This is a genomic window from Pseudoduganella sp. R-34, from assembly GCF_049904655.1.
GTDB lineage: Bacteria > Pseudomonadota > Gammaproteobacteria > Burkholderiales > Burkholderiaceae_D > Rugamonas.
On record NZ_CP184572.1, the window covers coordinates 4,397,577 to 4,417,000 of the forward strand.

4 protein-coding genes are annotated in these 19,424 nt (G+C 60.7%); all 4 read right to left on the reverse strand.

The window, feature by feature from the left end:
• Positions 1–307: 307 nt before the first annotated feature.
• The 4 genes from ACN9MW_RS20080 to ACN9MW_RS20095 all read right to left on the reverse strand — a co-directional run bounded on the left by ACN9MW_RS20080 (position 308) and on the right by ACN9MW_RS20095 (position 19,423).
• The gene (locus ACN9MW_RS20080) at positions 308–727 is read right to left on the reverse strand and encodes a hypothetical protein (RefSeq protein WP_426162278.1); all 420 of its coding nucleotides are present in this window, start codon (positions 725–727) and stop codon (positions 308–310) included.
• Entirely contained in the window at positions 724–16,473 is a 15,750-nt protein-coding gene (locus tag ACN9MW_RS20085; RefSeq protein ID WP_426162279.1) for a hemagglutinin repeat-containing protein, read from the reverse strand. The genes ACN9MW_RS20080 and ACN9MW_RS20085 overlap by 4 nt, the downstream gene beginning before the upstream one ends.
• Before the next feature lie 5 nt (positions 16,474–16,478).
• Positions 16,479–18,125, reverse strand: coding sequence for a ShlB/FhaC/HecB family hemolysin secretion/activation protein (locus ACN9MW_RS20090; protein ID WP_426162280.1), 1,647 nt, complete (start codon positions 18,123–18,125; stop codon positions 16,479–16,481).
• Positions 18,126–18,358: 233 nt separating this feature from the next.
• Complete coding sequence (locus ACN9MW_RS20095; RefSeq protein WP_426162281.1) at positions 18,359–19,423, reverse strand: alkene reductase; 1,065 nt, start codon at positions 19,421–19,423, stop codon at positions 18,359–18,361.
• Position 19,424 lies beyond the last annotated feature (1 nt).

The following is a 19,424-nucleotide window of genomic DNA, read 5'->3' on the forward strand; positions in this document are numbered from 1 at the left end:
CGAAGAGAGTGGCGGCGCTGTCCACGGTCGCCGGGGCCGCGATCGTCAATTCATCGCGAACTATGGTGATCTGCTGAAAAAGTGGACAAAAAAAATGGCGCGACCCTCCTGGGCGACCGGCTCGCATCAGCCGGCGTCCACGAGAATCGCGCCCCTTTTCTGAGAAAACGGACTATTCCTCCGGCCCGCTCCCCTTGTTGATCATTTGGACAGGACACCCGCTTCCCTTATTGATCATTTGGACAAGACACTTATTGATCATTTGGACAGGACACCGTTTCCCTTATTGATCATTTGGACAGGACAACTACATTCCAGAGTACGGATCATCGACATTTTCGCCAAATTCTAAATTTGCATCCAAAATCGCTTGTTTGACTTGGGGATCCAATAGCGCGTTGACGGAATTTATTACATAAGACATTGCCGCGCCTAATCCTAATCTCGCAATTATTCCAAGCATCATTTCAGTGGAATCCAACGAGTTTCTGTCCCATATAAAAACTATTAAGCTACCTAGCTCTCTCCTTGTCAACTCTGGCAATAATTCATAAGTTTCCCATTGACGATCAGCCAAATCAACCAATACATTCATCACCATCTGAAACTCAGACCGATCAACCCCTTCCTTTATAACACGGATGAGGAATTTGAACTGTTCCTCGAGATCGTCACCAATTAGCCCCCGCTGCATTGATGAAATTTTTACCAGATCGCCATCCTTCATTTTATCTCCAGTGGTATGTGCGTAATATTACTTGGCTTCGAATAGAGCTCACCATCTGTGCCAAGAAGTTTGTTTCCAATTTTAATCTGCGCCGTCCACCCATCACCCGAATTTGATCCCGGGAACTTCGACGCAGCGACAGAATCTGGTGAATGCCATTTCACTTCCATTTTCGTTCCATTCAGTTCATATTTGAACTTAAATCCATCTGCAATTGTGGGTGAGGAAGTGAATGTGTCAACTGAACTACCCGGAACGGCCTTAAGCAGCTCGTCCGCGTTTATGCGCCCGTTGTTGATTAACTCGCGCATGCGCAGGAGCTCCGGCCGTACACTTAAAGGAGTATAAGCCCCCCAAATAACTGGTTTTGCACTTAACAGCGAATAGTCACCTACAATTTCTGGCCTAGCGCTCAATAACCAATACTCGCCGACAATCTCGGGCGTGGCATCCGATGGATTCGCGGCCCTCGACGACACCATTTCAATCGGGGTTGAAGGCGTCAATTTTCGCACATCGACATCCGGTTGACCTATCACATTGAGGTCGTCGGCAGCCTTCCGAGGAAGGGAACTCGCATTAGTACCGAAGTTTCCCGCTTGTACATCAGATGCCCCATTAACTACCGATTTCGCGTCAAGCCCGCCCTGTGAGATCGCGTTGCGGCCTAATTCATCAGAAGTCAACTCGACAGGGGTAGCTCTATTCGCATTGGCAGCCGAGGCAATTACATCAACTCTAGTAGGTGCCGATGTAGATGCCTCGGAGCTTCGCACAATTGACGAAGCTGGCTTCGTTGACACTGACGAAGCAACAGACTGGTCAACAGGCGCCTTCAACGCCGTTCCTTCCGATACCCCTGCTTTCACTTCATTGGTCGTGGTCGCTGCTGGAATTTCCCAGGTCTGCAGGTCAGTGCGCAGTGGCACCTTACTGCTGGAACCTGCAATACCGAAGTCCCAGCTCGTGCCTGCGGCTAGATCGCCCTGGCCAACAGTCGATTTACCCATTGTTCCACCAAGAGTCACTTCGGTCTTTGCCGAATTGAATCCCATGGCTCCTTCTGCCGCCTTAGCCTCGCTGCCAATTTTTGGCAATCCAAACATTGCATCAACTGCTTCCGTAGAAGCTCGCGCGGCGCTCGTCGTATTGGCTACAGAATTCGCCGTACGGGCCGTAAGCCATAGCTCCTCCGCACCAGCAACCAAAGCGTATCCCCGAGAAAATACTCCTACTGGCAATGTCACAATGTTCAACATGCGCTCGGTCTCATAGGCTTGCCTTACGCGGTAATCCTTTGTTCCTTGGTCGCTTTCGATTAGAGCAGAGCTCCAAGGATCTACAACTGCGGCAGGCACACGAGCGACAGCAGCGCCCGTTGATCCATCGCGATACTGTCCGGCGCTGCGATCCAGTTCCACATAACCCGACTGGGATACGTCCTTCTTCGCCTGGGCTTGATCCTTCTTCGCCTGGGGCAAATCGCTCACCCGAAGCAAGTTATACTCGCGCACGATAGTATGCGATTTTCCGGCGGCAACTTCCGCAGCTTCTATACTCGAATTGGCCATTGCCCATAATTCAGCCGCACGAGCCTTATCGCCCTGTTGATCCAGGTTCTTGGCAATACGGAGGAATTCGCTGGCTTCGGATCGAAGTTTGCTCTCAACACTCTTGCATTGCGTCAGGTTGGAACATTCAGCAACCTGATCGAGTGTCCTACGACGATATTCTGGGAACTCTAGCGTGGTAACTTTGCTCGGGTTTTTCAGTGCGTTGTTTTCGACAGCGTTGGATGCCACTTGCCCACCGATCGCGGCATCAAGCATGCTTCCGCCATTGGTACCGGACAGCAGTGCCCCAATAGCGCTCGATAATGCGAGAACGTTATTTGCTTGTTCCGGCGTGAGTTTGTCACGTTGCAGCACTCCGTTTTCATCAAAGGCCTGCGGATACAGTTCCTTTGTCAACACCTGTGCTGCCAATTCGCCTCCGCCGCCAGCCAGCGCACCACCTGCCGCACTGCCGCCATTCGCATAGGCCAAGGCGGCGCCCAGCACCGCATGGCTCAGGTTTTGCAGCGTCTGGTTTTCGTTGCCCTCTTTCTTGAAGTAGTCGCCAATTTCAGCGGCAAGATATGGCGCGGCGGCGTTCGCCACGATTTGTGTGCTGCTTTGTCCGGCTACCGAGCCGACCAAAATTCCGGTGACAACGTTCAGTGCGCGACTCTTGTCGCCGCCGACGCCCCACTCTGCCTGGACCTGTTTGGCGGCATCAATTGTTTGTTCTGCTTCCGCTCTTTGCTCGGCCGTGATATTCGGTTTTTTGAGCGTTTCTTCCGCGTCTTTTTGCGCTTTCGCCGCGCCGATTGCGATGTCACCGGCGATCTGCTTGCCAGTCGCGATAACAGTACCTGCCGCGGCCGACATCGCTTGCTGATCCTTCAGGAGCTTCTGCAAATCGGGCAGCTTGTCGAGCGCGGTGTTGGCCTTGCTCGCATCGGTATTGATGCCCAGGTCCTTGACCGAATTGGTCGTCACGCCACCAATGGTGATCTTGCCGTCGGTGACGGTGGCGTAGGTAGTAGAGCTGTCGCTGCCCTTCTCAACCGTCGGCAGTCCAGGCGCGGCGTTGCCGTCCTTGGCTGTGCCGAATCCCTGCGTCTGCTGGCTTAGCGGCAGGATCTTGCCGGCGTCGTCCCTCAGCAACTTGCTGCCGCCGCCAGTGCCACCCGCCATGCTGACGTTGCTGGCCGAGTAGGTCATCTTGTTTTCGATGTTGGACGTGGTCAGCTTGTTGGTCGTCAGATCGGAAGCGGCAGCATTGGTGCTGGCGATGGCGCCGCCTTTGAGGTCGATGGTGTCGGCCTTGACGTGGTAGCCGCCGTCACCGGCGAACAGGCCCGATTGCTGTTCCACGCCAGCGTAGGTGCCTTTGCCGTTTTGCTGAGACACGTTGCCCGAAGCACTCCACGCGTTGCCGATCGCGACCTGCACGCGTACCCCAACGTTGGACTGCTTGCTGTCGAACGCACTGGTGTCCTGCAGGCTTTCGACGGCCAGCTTGCCGCCAACGTCAGTGTTGACGGTGTTAGCCGTTGCCGTTGCGCCTTTCAGCATGGTGTCGCCTTTGCTGCGGATGTTGATCGTGTCGGCTTTGAGCTCGGTGTTGTTGTTGATCGTGCTGTCGTTCTTGTTGTGGCCCTTGCCCATGTTGGCCGCGGCGTAGATGTACACGCCGGTCTGGGCGCCGACCTGGAAGCCAACACCCGCTTCAACACCGGAGCTCTTGTTCTTGCCGTCGCTGTGCAGCGTGCTCTGGCTGGCGTCCAGCACGATGTTCTGTGCTGCGTCCAGGCTCAGGGTCTTGCCGGCATTGAGCGTTGCGCCGGTGGCGTGGATGTCGCCGCCGGTGGCTGTCAGGTTGACGTTGCGGCCGCCATTGATGGTGCTGCCCTGCGCGGTGCTGTCGTTGCCGTTGCTGGAATTGCTGCTGCTGGCGAAGCCGACGCCGGCCTCGCCCTTGACCAGGATGCCGCTGCCGGCGCCTCCCCTCAGGCTCTCGATCGCGCTGTAGGCCTGGTAGCCGTTGGCGGCGGCTGCCATGCGCTGCATCTCTTTCAGGCGTCCGTCGGATTTGCGCGCTGCTTCCACATTGTTGGCCAGGTCAATCAGCGGGGAGCTGATGCGGGCGAAGGTGCCGATCTTCAGGTCGCTGTTCGATTCCTGGTGGCTGCCGGTGTTTTGCAGCGCCGTGATGTCGATCGACTTGGCGGTGATGTTGACGTCATTGCCGGCCAGGACGTTGCTCGACGCCTGGGTGTACTTCTGCCCTGCGGTCAGGTTCACGTCGCCGTTCAGGCTGGAGACGTTGGACGCCACCTGGGTCACCTGGTCGCTGTTGTCCTTGTGCTTTTCGTTGTGGTAGCCGGAGAAGCGCTCGGTGTCGGAAATGGCGACCTTGCCGATGGCCTTGTTGTTGCTCTGGTTGGCGTTGTGCAGCGTGTCCTGCGCGCTGGTGATGGTCAGGTCGCGTGCGGCGTTGATCGACAGGTTGCCGTCCGAGACCACGCTGGCGCCGGTCAGCGCGATGTCGCCGGTCTGCGTGGCCATGGTGGTGCTGCCGCCCACCGACAGCTTGGTGCCGGTCACGGTGTCGGTGGCGCCGTTGCCTTTGCCGTTGTTGTTGAGTGAACCAATCACCTGCGTCGAGCGCGTGTCAATACTGAAGCCCGACTTCTTGGTGTCCTGCGACCTGCTTTCCGTGTTGTGGGCCACGTCGAACTTGATGCTGTCCTTGGCCAGGATCAGGGCGTTGCCTTCGGCGCTGATCTGGGCGCCCTGGCTGGTGATCGAGCCGTCGGTAGCGAGGATCGTCAGGTCCTTGCCGGCAAGGAGGCTGCTGGTGCGCGCTTCGCTGGTGGCGTGGTTTTGCGTGCTGTTGGTCTTCTTCGTGCCGAACTGGGTGTTGACAACCGCCAGCGCAGCCGCGGCGCCTTCCGCCGCACCTTCCGCCTTGGCGAATTCCTTGCCGACGAAACTGCCGGACTTGGAGTTTTCGGTGCTGGTCTTGTAGGCATCCTTGAAGGCAGCCAGCGGGTTGACTGTGAAGCCTACGCCGAAGCCGGAGGATTTGCCTTGGGTATTAGCCTGGCTTTGCATGGTGTTCTGCGCTGCGGCCAGGTCGACGTTCTTGCCGATCAGGGTCAGGTTTTCCTTGGCGGCGATGTCGGAGGCGACCACTTGCAGCGTTTCGCCGGATTTGAGCTTGACGCTGCCGTCCAGCGCGCCGATGCTGGAGGCGTGCTGCGTGACCGACTCCTGCGCGCTTTGCGAGGAAGTGTTCGACTTGCCATAGCCAGTACTGAGATTGCCCGACTTGAAGCTGACGCTGAAGCCGGATTTCTTCTCTTCCCTGGTGCTGGCGGACTTGCTGGCTTCCTCGGCGCTGACGATGCTCAGGCCACCTTTGGCGTCAATGCTGAGGTCTTTGTCGGCCAGCACGGCGCTGGCCTTGATCAGGGTGTCGCCACCGCTGGTGACGACCACGTTGCCGCCTTTGATGGTGCTGCCGACTGCCAGCGTGCTGGCGTTGTAGTCGGTGGCGGTGCTGCTGCGCTTCTTGGTGAGGCTACGCGATTCGCTGTGCATCGCAATATCGGACAAATGCGTCTCGCTCACGCTGGCAATATTCAAGTCGTTGCTGGCCTTGAGCGTCAGCGTGCCGCCTGCCGCAACGGTGCTGCCCATGACATTCAAGTCGCTGCTTTGACTAATACCTGCGCTAACCAGCAGGTCGCTGGAGGAAGAGATCTTTGCACCAACCACTGCTTGATTCTCGTGGATATCCCTGGACCAGTTCTTCCCTCGCTGCCCTTGTTCATTGGTCTTCACTTCGTCAGTAACGGCGCGAATGTTCACACTGCCGCCTGCCAGCAGCTTGCCTGCATCCATTGAAACCTGGGTACCGGTGAGGTTCAGGTTACCCGTCGCTGCCATCAGCAAGTCTCCGCCGACATTGACGCGGCTAAGCTGATTGTACGTGGCACTGTTGTTGATCGTGGTTCCGTCAATCTTCCCGTATTCGGTACTGCCGGTCTTGACGGTATCGAAGCTGATATTGTTGCCGGCGAAAATGGAAGCACTCGCGCCAGCGTTGATCGTGCCTGCCAGGTCGGTTAAGTTGCGGCCCGCGTCCATTATCAATCCACCGGTCGCACTAATCACGGCCTGGTTTGAGAGCGAAGTGTAGCTGCCGCCGTTCACTTTGGACGACCACTTGCTGTCCACAGTCAGGGTCTCGTTCTTGATGTCACGCCCAGCTTGCAGCGCCACATCGCCGCCTTTGATGGTTCCGCCGCGATTGATAATGTCTTCGCCAGCCAGCAGCAAGGTGCGGCCATTGCCGCCGTCAATCACGCCGCCCTGGTTCATGATGGTTTCGCTGACGTTGATCGTCACGCTAGCACCAGTAACGAGTGCGCCACTATGCTTGATTGCGTTAGCGTCGACGTGTGCGAGATAAACCTTCGGCACCAGCACAGTTTCGATGGAGCCGTCCGGCAGTTGCACGGCCTGGCTTTCCAGCCAAACGATATCGCTGGTCAGATGGCTGACTTGCTCAGGGCTCAGGGAAATGCCTGGACGCAAACCGAATTGCTGTGCGAAGCTAGCTGCGTTGTTCAGCATCTGCTTGTACAGGCTGTCATCGGCAGGGCCGGCACTTGGGGCCCGCCCGGTCAGCTCGGAGAGCTGCTCACGAACCAGTCGTTGTTCATAGAAGCCATCGCCCAATCGTTTCTGGGTAGTTGCATGATCAAGAGCCAGCTTATCGAGCAGGTAGTCGCTGCTGGTCCATTGGTCTTCTTTGGCGAATTGCGGGCGCGTTTCGAACAGGTATTGGCCGCTCGGGTTGGGGTTGCGCAGGAACAGTCCACCGGGCGAGATCTTTTTCACGCTGGTGATATTTTCGCCCTGCACTGCGCCGGCGGATTGGCCAATTGCAGTTCCCGCTGATGTATTGGTGTCGCCCAGCTTGCTGTGTTGGGCTTGGTTGGACATACGGCCGAAGAACGAACCCTGGCGCGCCGGCGCGACCGAGTGCGTGGATCCTTCAACGTTTAATCCACTGCCATCTCCACTACCGAAAACCGAGCCTCCGGCCAGGAGTTGATTGGACACGCCGCTATTGCCCGCGAGGCCCGCCCCGGAAAGATTGCCCCCCGTACCAGATGCACCGGCATTGCCAGCCACGTTGGCATGCGCACCCAATGCACTGCCGGAAAAGTGACCGCCGACTCCGCCGCCGAAACCTCCGCTAGCGCTGGCGTCGGTGCCTGCGCCATTGGCGCCATTGGCTCCGCTGCCGATCACATTCACGGAATCACGGATATTGCCAACCGTACCTGCGCTCACATCCACATTGCGGAAGCTGCGAGCGTTGATGAATACGCCCTGGCCACCTTGTATCGTCCCGGCGCCTGAACCGATTTCCGTCGGGATTACGGTATTGGTCCATGCTACGGTGCTGGAGCCTGTGTAGGTAGTAAAGGTACCGTCGAAAGTGTGCTTGCGTAGCAGTTTGGCCCCGCTGCTGACAATGGCAGGCAGGCCGTCAACTTTCAAGGTACCGACGGCTCTTATTTCGCTAAAGCTGTTGTCCAGTGTAGCGGTGACCGTCAAATGCATATTTCCGCCAGACAGGATCTGGCCAGCTTTACCGGTATCAGCTGAAATCTGGTCCTCCACGACAGTGTGGTGCGCCACACGCTTCTCTTCCAATTGATCATACGTCTGCGTCCCCGTATGCTTTTGTGTATCTCGCTTGATAGTGTGCTGTGGATCGTCATATCCTGGAATGGTCACCATCCGGATGCAGTTGGTACTGCAGCTGCCATATGCTGTCGAGAAGTCATATTCCTTCGTATTCCCCCAGTCAAGGTTGCCATCTGGTGGTCGCACATATGCATCGGTAGAAACCCCGCCCTGGTCAGGGTTAGTGATAGTCCGTCCGTCCCAGTAGTAGATAACCTTTGTGCCATCGCTCATTGGGATTCGGCTGCGCGAAGCCCACTTGCCAGCCAAACCACTAGTGGCGTTAAAGAAAGCCGAATCATTCGCGTGCGTTCGGATCTCGGCACGAGTAATCTCATATCCGTCGGGCGTGACGTACTTTTCCGATTTCAGAACATCATTCGGGTTGACGAAATAGACTTCGAACGGAAGATAGTTGGATGACCGCGGATCATACTGGTTGTGGTTTCCGCCGGGGTTGTACCAGCTCGGCATCGTCATATTCACCGTTTCGTCCATCGTCTTGACTTGGACGATCGATACGTTGTCCCGCACGTTCCTCAACGAGACGGTATTCAACGCCAAGTCGCCGTTCGCCTCGATGGTGGACGAGGAGTTATTCACCAGCGCGGTGCCGCCGCCATTGGTAGCACCAACAGCCATATTGGCGGCGCTATACAGCGTGCCGCCCTGGACGTTGTTCAGCGTTCCATCCACGCCCAGCGCCATGTTGCCGGTGGAGCCGATCAGCGCATTGGCGCCGGTGTTATTGAGGCTGCCGGTGCGGACGGTCACATTGCCGCCGACAATGCCGCTGGTGTTGCTGATGTTGGCGGCAACCAGGTCTACCGCGCTTTCGCCATTGATTTCGCCGGAGTTGGCCAGATCGCCGGCCGCACGGATCGCGACGGCGCCGCCCTCGATCACAGCACCGGCCTGGTTGGTCACCTGGTTGCCACTCAGCGCGAGCGTTCCCGCTGCGCCGAGGGTGCCGTTGTTGATGATGTTGCCGGTGACTGTCAGGCTCAGGTCGCGGTTCGAGTGAACTTGCTGTGTGCCCGCATTCTGGACGTAGTCGCCGTTCATGCTGATCGCGAGGTCGCGGCCGCCGAAGATTTCTCCCAGCGCGCCGACCGTGCCGGCCGAAACGAACAGATCGCGGTCGGTGGCGATGCGGCCACCGGAGTTGCTCAGTTGTGGCGTGTTCAGCGTCAGGTCGGCACCGGAACCGCCTGCGGTGCCCAGCGTGCCGCCGTCATTATTGACGTACAGCGCAGAGATGAAGGCATTACCGCCGGATAGCACCTGGCCGCTATTCACGAAACCTGCGCCGGCCTGGTTGAAGGTCAGCGTGCCGCCGCTATTGACCTTGCCTTGGTTGTTGAGCTGTTGGGTGATCGCCAGGTCCATGCCCTGGCCCGATGCGATGGTGCCGGAAACGCCATTCCACAGCGTGGTACCGGACAGTAGCAGGTTGCCCATGCCGGCAATCGTGCCGTTACTCGTGATCGCGCCGCGGCTCAGGAGCCTGGTGTCGCCGCTGCCTTTATTGGCGATGCGGCCAGTGCCGTTGTCGATGGAATCGCTGTTGATGGTTAACGTGCTTCCCGCGCCAACTGCTTCGATCACGCCGCCATTGTTTTGCAACGCGCTACCTGAGGTCAGTAGCAGGTCGGTTCCTGCTTGCACAATACCGCCAGCATTGTTCGCTACGCCCGCGACGGACAGCGTGGCTTTGCCGTCGGCCACGAGCTGGCCGCTGTTGGTGAAGGAGCTCGATGTGATGGTCAGTTCGGCACCGTGGCCGGCAACCGTGGACACCTGGCCGCTATTGGTAAAGCTGGACGCATTGACCAGCGCCCTGCCCTTTGCCGCAACCTGGCCGCTGTTGCTGAAGGTGGCCGCCGCTTCGTCGAAAGTCAATGTGCCGCCGCTGCCGATGGTGCCCCGGTTGTCCAGTTGCTGGTTCACGTCCAGCAGCATGGCCGCACCGGAGCCGAGCTGGCCGCCGGCCTGGTTGAGCAGTGAGTTGGCGTGCAGCTCCAGCGCGCCGTTGCCGGCGATGGTGCCGCTGTTGGCAATGCCTCCAGCACTGGTGATCGTGGTATTGCCGCTGCCTGCATTGACGATACGGCCGCCGGTGGCTACCGATTGCGCGTTGACCGTCAGCTTCGATGCCGCACCGGCAGCTTCGATCGTGCCGCTGCCGTTATTCAATGCACCGGCGGCATTCACGGCCAAGTCGCCACCGGCGTGCAAAGTACCGCCATTGTTGGCAACGGTGCCGTTGATCGTTGCAAGCAGCACTCCGTCGGCGGAAACTGCGCCGCCGAGGTTGGACAGGCTGTTGGCTTGCAGCGTAACGCCTCGACCATTGCCGCTGACGGTGTACAGCTGGCCGCCATCGTTGACGATGCTGGAAGCGATGATGCTCATCTCGCCGCCGGAGCCCATGCGGCCATTGTTGGCGAACGTTGCGCCGGCCTGGTTGAAGGTCAGCGCGCCGCCACTGCTGATTGTGCCGCCCTGGTTATCCAGTTGCTGGCGGACGAGCAAGTCCAGCGTGGTGGCGGCGGAAACAACGCCGCCAGCCTGGTTCTGCAGAGTCTGCGCATTGAGGACCAGTGCGCCGTTGCCGGCAATGGTGCCGCTGTTGATGATGCTGCTCGCGCTCGTGATGCTGGTACGCGCGTTGCCAGCGTTGACAATTCGGCCTGCCAGGTTGTTGATCGAGCTTGCCTGCACGTCCAGCTTGGAACCGGCACCCAGTGCTTCGAGCGCGCCGCTGTTGTTCGTCAACACGCCGCTGGCGTTGACCGTCAGGTTACCCGCCGCCTGCACCTGGCCTTGGGTATTGTCGAAGCCTGCGCCGGATACCGCGCTTGCGTTGCCGGCTGCTGCAATCGCGCCGCTGCGGTTGCTCATGGCGCCAACGCTGTCCAGCGTAATGTTCGCACCGCCTGCGGTGGCGGTTGCGATCTGGCCACCGTTGTTATTGATGTTGGCGGCATGGACGTTGATGGCGCCTGCCGCAGCGATTTGGCCGCTGTTGCTGAACTGGGCTGCCGCCTGTTCGAAGGTCAGTGTGCCGCCGCTGCTGATCTTTCCAGCGTTGTTCAGTGACTCGCGCACGCCGAGGTTCAGGTTGGCGCCCGAGGAAATGCTGCCGGTGGTCGCGTTGTCCAGCGTGGCTGCAGCAATATTGAGCGCGCCGTTGCCAGCAAGTTGACCGCTGCTGGTCACTGCGCCGCCAGCGGTGAGCGTCGTTGCGCCGGTGCCAACGTTGACGATACGGCCCGTTCCATTGTCGATGGCGCCAGAGTTGATGTCCAGCGTGCCGGACGATGCGGACGTTTCGATCACGCCGCCCTGGTTGCCCAAGGTTCCGCGCGAAGTGATATTTGCGCTGCCGTCGGCAACGATGGCGCCGCCGGTGTTGCTGACGCTATCTGCGTCCAGGCGCAGGTTGCCGCCGCCATCCTTGACGGTTACCAGTTGGCCGCCATCGTTGGTGAAGGCGCCAGTTGCGAGGCTTGCGTCCGTGCCGCTGACAAGCTTGCCGCTGTTGCGGACCACCTTGCCTGCTGCGTTAAGCGTGAAGGTGGTACGGCTGCTGATGGCGCCCGCATTGTCCATGCCGTGACCGACAGTCAGGTCCAGCTTGCCGCCAGATGCGGCGATGCTGCCGCCCGCGCGGTTGGCCAGGTCGGCAGTTGTCATGGCAAGGTTGCCGTTACCGGCAATCAGGCCGGCATTGTCCAGCGTTGAGTCGACGGTCACCGTCGTAGCGCTGGAGCCCACATTGACGATGCGGCCGGTGCCATTTGCCAGCGAACCGGCGTGCAGGCCCAGGGTGGCGTTGTTGGCCAGGGCCTCCACCACGCCGCCGTTGTTGCTCATTGCGCCTGCGGCATCAATATCCAGGGAGCTGGCGGATTGCAGGGTACCCTGGGCATTATCGAGCTTGCCGGCGCTGTCGATTGTGGCTGCAGCGTCGGACATGATCACGCCGCTGCGATTGCTGATCGAGGCGGCATCAATAGTGATTGCTGCACCGGAGTTTTTGGCAGTGGCGAGCTGGCCACCGTCGTTGACCAGATCTCCCGCATGCATCGTAAGCTGGCCCTGCGACACGATCAGCTTGCTGTTGGTGACTGTTGCGCCATTGGCTTTGACTTGCAGCGTGCCGCCGCTGTTGATGGTGCCGGCGTTCGCCAAGGAGCCGGTCACGGTCGTGGTCATGCCTTGCGCCGACGCGATGGTACCGTTGGCCTTGTTCTCGAGCGTGGCGGCGGAGATTTCCAGTGCGCCGTTGCCCGCAATCGTGCCGTCGCTCGTGATGCCGTGTACCGCGTCCACCTTGGTGCTGCCGGTACCGACGTTGACGATGCGGCCGGTGCCGTTGGCCAGGTCGCCGGCCTTCAGGTGCAAGCTGCTGGTGGCGGACACAGCTTCGATATTGCCACCGTCGTTTTTCACGGTGCCGCCGGCTTCCATTCCCATGTCGGAACGGGCTTGCAGCAGGCCACTGCTGTTGACGATGTCGCCAGCAACGTGCAGGTCCGCTTTATTGTCGGACATGATGGTGCCGCCCTGGTTGCTGATGCCCTGCGCGTTGAGGGTCACGCTGGCGTTGGAGCCTTGGGCCGTGGCGAGCTTGCCGCCGTCGTTGTCCAGGGTGGCGGTCGTGATGTCCACGGCGCCCCCAGCAACCATGGTGCCGATATTGCGCAGGTTCAGGCCGGCCTGGTTGGCCTGCAGCGTTCCGGCGCTGCTGATGGTGCCGGCGTTATCCAGCGAGGCATGTACAGCGAGCACCATGTTGCCAGCAGTGCTGACGGTACCTTGCGCCTGGTTGCGCAAGCTGTCGGCGGAAAGCTCCAGATTGCCGTTTCCGGCGATCTGGCCGCTGTTTTCAATATTTCCGTTTGCGGCCAGGCTGGTTGTGCCGGTGCCGACGTTGACGATGCGGCCCGCCGTGTTGTCGATCGAAGCGGCGTTCAGGTGTACGGCGCTGCCAGCGCCGGATGCCTGAACCAGGCCGCCGGTGTTGCTGATCGTGCCGCCGGCACCCAGCTGCAGGTCGTGCGCGGCCTGGATTTCGCCGGCGCCGTTGTCGATGGCTCCGGCAGAATTGATCGCAGTGTCTGCGCCGGAACTGATGATGCCACTGCGGTTATCCAGCTTGCCGACATTGGACGCGATGCCCGAGCCGCTGGAAGTGATAATCTGGCCGTCGCGGTTATCGAGCTCGCGCGCGTTCAGGGTTGCCGCGCCTTTTGAGGTGATGGAGCCGCTGTTGCGCAGCGACGCGCCCAGCTGGTCGAAATTCAGCTTGCCCTGGGTACTGATCTGGCCATCCAGGTTGATCAGCTCAGAACGCACCTTCAGGTCCAGGTCGGACATGGCAGTGACGGTGCCGGCGGCGCCATTGGTCAAGCTCTCCGTGCCAATGGCCAGGCTGCCATTGCTGCCGATCAGGCCATTGTTGACGATGTAACGGCTGGCCGTGAGCGAGGATTGTCCCGTGCCGGTGGATACAATGCTGCCTGCCCAGTTGGCCAGGTAATCGCCGGACGCAGTCAATTCGTCCCGGCTTTCAATGCGGCCGCTATCGTTGTTGATGCCGCCGCCGGCGCGCAGGTCCAGCGCGCCCCCGGAACCGAGATAGCCGCCGACGTTGTTCATGTCACCGGCAATGCGCGCCGAAGCGTTGCCTTCTGCGCGGACGGTACCGGCGTCGTTCAGCAACGAGCCGGAAGTGATGTCGATGCGGCTGGTGCTGCCTTCGGCGGTGGCAATAGTGCCGGTACGGTTATCAATCGAGCCGTTCTCGATCTTCAGCGGCCCTTTTGCAAGGATCTCGCCGGAATTCACCAGCGCTGATTGGCTTTGCGACATGGTGAAACTGCCGCCGTTGCTGATGCTGCCCTCATTCTTCAGCAAGGAGGCGACGTTCATGTTGACGTCGCCTGTAGCCGTCATGCGGCCTTGCCGGGTGTTGGTCAGCGTTGCGGCGTCGACGTTCATCGCGCCGTTGCCGCCGATAATGCCGCTGTTGCGGATCGTCGCTGCATTCAGCGCCAACGGGCCGGTGCCTGCATTGACGATGCGGCCGGTACTGTTGTCGATCGCAGCAGCTTTGACGGCGAGGCTGCTCTGGCTGCCCAGCGTTTCGATGGAGCCGTCCTGATTGAGCACCGTGCCGCTGGCTTCCAGCGTCAGGCCTTTGCTGGCCTGGAGCTGGCCGGCAGTGTTATCCACGCCGCCTGCCACCTGCAAGCTTGCCTGGCCGCCGGTTGAAATCTGGCCATGCTGGTTGGCGAGCGCCGAGGATTTCAACGACAAGTCGCCGGCAGCGGCAATGGCGCCGGAAGTGTTGGTCAGCGCGCCGGTTTCCAGTTGCGCGCTGCCGCCGATGCGCCAGTCGCCCTGGTCGGTGGTGGTGGAGCTGCTGCTCAGGATAAGGTTGCCGCCGACATTCAATTTGCTGCCAGTGCCGGAGATCTCTCCGGCGCGCAGGGCCAGGTTGCCTGATATTTCCAGTTTGCCGCCGGCTTGCCGGAGCTTTCCGCCGACATTGATCGCCGCATCGCTTGCGCCCAGGTGGAGCATGTTGCCGCTATCGTTATTCAGGTAGCGGGCGACGTCGATGGACAGCTTGTTCGCTTGCAGCAGGCCGTTGCTATTGTCGAATTCGCCGAGCGAGGCGCTAAAACCGCCGCCGGCCAGCAAGCGGCCGCCCTGGTTGCTCAGGGCGGAGAGTCGCAGCGTCGCATCCTGCTGCACGCCGACCTGGCCCTGGCTGTTGTCGAGGACCCCGCCGTCGACTTTCAGGGTGCGCAGGTTGACCTGGCCGCGCTGGTTGGTCAGGGTTGCGGCGTCCAGGTTGATGCCGCCGGTGGCGGTGACCAGGCCGTGCTGGTTGTCCATTGCGGCGAATTTGAGTTCGCCCGCTTGCAACTCGGGAACGGCGGTGCCGCCAGTGCCGGAGCCAGTGCCCGTGCCGCCCGTGCTGCCGGCATCGGTCGTACCACCTGTGCCGCCGCCGGTTCCGGCGCCAGTGCCGCTGTCAGCACTGCCACCGCTGGTCGAGCCGCCCGTTGCGCTCGACGCTGCTTGTCCCAACACGCCGTCGGAGTTATTGGCGCTGCCCGTGGTCACGTTCAGCGCGGACGAACCGCCTTGCACAATCTTGCCGTCCGCATTCAACAGGGTGCCGTTGGCGCTACCCAGTTCCACCCGGCGCGCCTCGATGCTGCCGCCGCGGTTATCGAAGTCCCCAGTCACCGCCGCAATCAATTGCCCGCCGGCGTTGATGCTGCCGCCGTTGGTCACGGATGCCGATTTGAGCGCCAGGTCTTCACTCGCCTGGATCTTGCCGTTGTTCTCGATCGCGTCACGCATCGTCACCTGCATGCCTTTCGATGCCGCCAGCGTGCCGGTATTTTCAAGACGCCCCTCGGACGTGACGACCAGTTGTCCCGCCGCCGCGCCGATCTCGCCCGCGTTACGCACGCCAACACCTGCTTCGGTACCGACCAGGAAAATCTGGTTGGCGTACATGCCGCCCAGGCGCGAAGCGTCGATCGCGAACTGCGGCGCAGCATCGGCCGCTTTGCCGACCTCCGTCACAGTTGGCGATTCCCCCTCCGCCACCTTGTTCACGCCGGTGACCACATTCAGGCGCTGCGCCCACAGGGATGCGTTCAGCACCAGGGAACGGCTGATCAACGCTGTATAGTCGGCCTTGCTCGCATCCAGCCCCGCGCCGTCGATGGCGATCTGGCCGCGCTGCACGTCATAGCCGGTCAGGCGGCCGTCCATCATCAAGGGAGAACCCGTGGTGAGGGTCGCGCGGCTGACGTTGATAAAGCCGCCGCCGTCCACCGAAATACCGGACGGGTTGGCGATCACCACTTCCGCCTTCTGGCCCGCCACTTCGATATAGCCCCGCAACGCGCTGGGGTTGCTGGAATTGACCTCGTTCAGGATCACCCGCGCGGTACCCGCTTTCAGCCATGGGTTGCCTTCGACCCAGCCGCCCAGTTCAGTCTGCACGTTGACGCGCGAGTTGTTCAGGATGGCGCCGCCCTTGGCCACGTCAAACTGCGAGTAGACGTTGCGCGACACGCCGGCCGCACTCGGCTCCCGTACGTTCACCTGCGGCACGCCGTTGGCGGCCTTCAGCACGATGGCCTGGTTCTGGCTTGGCGCCTTGGGATCGGCAATGATCTGTGCCTGAACGTGGCTGGCCCAGAGGAACCCGCCGAAGGCTGCGCCGAACAACAGGGTCAGCCGGCGCAGCGCTGGATGCCCGAACGCGGCCGGTACCGAACTATCGAGCGCACCGGTCTGGCCGGCGCCCTTGACGCAGCTGCGGGCACACTCTCCCACAGCCATCAGCATGCCACGTGCTTTATTGAAAACGATACGGTAGCGAAGTTTATTCATGATGCTCAGAATTCGACATTCAGGTTGAAGCCAGAGGCAACGCTGGCGGTGCGGAAGGCGTCCGGCTTGCTGACCGGTTTGCCCGCGAAGAAGTCGGCGCTCAGGCCGCCGAACTGGCCGCGCCAGCCAAGGGCGGCGCCGGTCAGGTGGGTGCCGCGCAGCAGCGGCGCGGACGGGCCGGATACGACGCCGTGGTCCAGTGCGAAGTAAAGCTGGTGGCGGGTGGCGGGGATGCTCCAGCTCAGGTCATTGCGCAGCAGCCAGCCGCGTTCAGCGGACAGGCTGGCCTCGCCGTCGAAACCGCGCACGGTATAGCGACCGCCAATGGAAAAGCGGTCTTGCGGAATCAGCTTGGTGCGGTTCCACTGGCGGCGCCAGGCAGCCTGATAGGACAGCGATTTGGTCAGGGGCCAGTTCAGCGTCACGTCGGCATTGAAGATGCGCGGGCGCGCAGTGCCTTCGTCGAAGGCTTCCTCCTGCGCCGGCAGGCTGCCGTAGGAACGCGTGCCCAGCTTCCAGGTCAGGTTGCTGTCCAGCGTGGCAGCGCCGATGAATTCCTTGTGCGCGACGCCCGCGACGAAACCGGCCATGCGGCGCCGCTGCACCTCGACTTCCATGTCGTCGATGTAATTGCGGCTGCCGCGCTGGTAGGTTTTCAGCGACAGGGTGGTCTTGCGCGTCGCATCGCGATACACCAGGCGCGAGAGCTTCAGTTCGGCGGTATTGCTGGTGCCGCGATAGAGGTAGTCATGGAAGGCGCCGGCCACGGTCTGGCGATAGCGGTAATCATTCAGTTGCAGCGAGAGCAGCCAGTAATCGAAGGGTACCGAGTAATGCAGGGCATAACCGCTGGTGCCATAGTCGCCTTCCGGGCTGTCGCCATGCAGGTTGCGATTGAGGGTCAGGTAGAACAGGTCCTGCAGGCCGAAGGGATTATCGACCGAGAGCGTGATGCCGCCCTGGTAGGTACCGGTCGAGCGGCTGCCGCTATCGTCCACCGATGCGCTGAAGCGATAGGCGCGGCCGCCCTTCCACTTCACCTGCAGGTCGCTCTCGCCGGGCTGCTCGCCGGGCACGATCTCGATATCGGCTTGCGCGCCCGGCACGCGCTTGAGGTTTTCCAGGCCCTGCTCGATATCGCGCAGGTTCAGCAGTTCGCCCGGCGCCATCGGCAGCGCATTGTCGAACGATGGCTTCTGCTCCGGATAGCGCAGCGCGCGGATGCGGCCTGGGACCAGTTTCAGGTGCAGCTCGCCACCCAGCAAATCCTGCGGCGCGGCCAGCACCCGGGCTGTGACATAGCCCTGCGCCACCAGCGCGTTCTGCACTTCGCCCACCAGGACGTTGATGCCGGCACTGCCCAGGCAGCGGCCCAGAGCCCCGTCGGCGGCTTTCAGCGCCCACTGGAACTGCTCGGCCATCTCGCCTTCTAGGAACACGCGGCGGATCGGGAAGCATGGCGACTCGTTTTCCGGCCAAGCGGCTTGCGTCGGCGTCACTTCGCGCTGCAGGCGCACGTCGGGCTTGGCCTCGTCCTGGCGCGCGCGTTCGCGCTCACGCTGTTCCTGCCGCTGCAGTTCCTGGTTTGCCAGTGCAGGATCGACCTGCGCGAACGCAGGCAAAGCTGCGCCAAGGCCGAACGCAAATTGCACGGCCAAACTTATTCTTTTGTACAACATCTATTGATCTTATGGAATTTTTTCAGCCGGCAGTATACCTGCCAATTCCACAGAACTAGATGATTTACTTATATAAATTTATTATTTGGTGAAGGTTTAATCGCAATAAGATGGACATGAGTGACAATTGGAGAGAATTAATCCAGTTAAAATCTCTCCAAAGGCGCAAAGATAATCACACTTCCATCAAAATCAGTGACTTGTGGTTATTGAGGCGCAAGGTTGGGATAGTCGGTGTAGCCAGCCGCGCTGCCGCCAAAGAAGGTATTGCGGTCGGCAAGGTTGATCGGTGCGTTGGTCTTCAGGCGCGTAACGAAGTCCGGATTGGCGAGCACCATCTGGCCGTATGCCTCCACGTCCGCCAAGCCGGATTCGATGTCGGCGCCAATCTGCTCGCGCGGCCGGCCGGGGCGGTTCAGTACCAGGGCGCCTTTCCACAGTTTGCGGATGTCCGCCAGCAGCGCTTCGTCGCCCTGGTGCATGATGTGCAGGTAGGCTAGGCCAAGTTTGTCCAGCTCAGACACCAAGTAGCGATAAAGCGCGGGGCCTTCGGCGCCTTCGTCGATGCCCCAAAGCGTAATGCCTGGCGACAGGCGGATGGCAGTGCGGTCGGCGCCGATCTCGCCGGCAATGGCCTTGGCCACTTCAATTGCAAAGCGCGCACGGTTGGCGATTGACCCGCCGAATGCGTCGTCGCGCGCGTTCGCACTCGGTGCGAAGAACTGCTGCACCAGGTAGGCGTTGGCGCCGTGGATCTCTACGCCGTCCGCGCCGGCTTCGATTGCCCGGCGCGCTGCCATGCGGAAGTCGTCAACCGTCTGGCGCACTTCTGCGGTGCTGAGCGCACGCGGCACCGGGATGTCCTGCATGCCTGCCGGCGTGAACATCGGCGTGTTCGGCGCAATGGCGGAAGGCGCCACGCCTTGCCGGTGGTGCGGCGTATTGTCCGGATGGGACATGCGGCCCGCATGCATCAACTGAATGAAAAGACGGGCGCCTTTGGCATGGACGGCATCCGCGACCTTCCTCCAGCCCGCCACGTGGGCATCGGTATGAATGCCGGGCGTCGTCATATAACCCTGGCCGTCTTCCGAAGGCTGGGTGCCTTCGGTCACGATCAGGCCGATGTCGGCGCGCTGCGCATAATATTCGGCCGCCAGTTCGCCTGGCGTGCCGTCGTACTGCGCGCGGCTGCGCGTCATCGGCCCCATGGCGAGGCGATTTGCCAGCGTATAGCGACCCACTTTGACGGTTTCAAACAGTTTGCTCACG

Coding starts and splice junctions, on each gene's coding strand:
- ACN9MW_RS20080 (WP_426162278.1), bottom strand. CDS start 727: ATGAAGGATGGCGATCTGGTAAAAATTTCATCAATGCAGCGGGGGCTA.
- ACN9MW_RS20085 (WP_426162279.1), bottom strand. CDS start 16,473: ATGAATAAACTTCGCTACCGTATCGTTTTCAATAAAGCACGTGGCATG.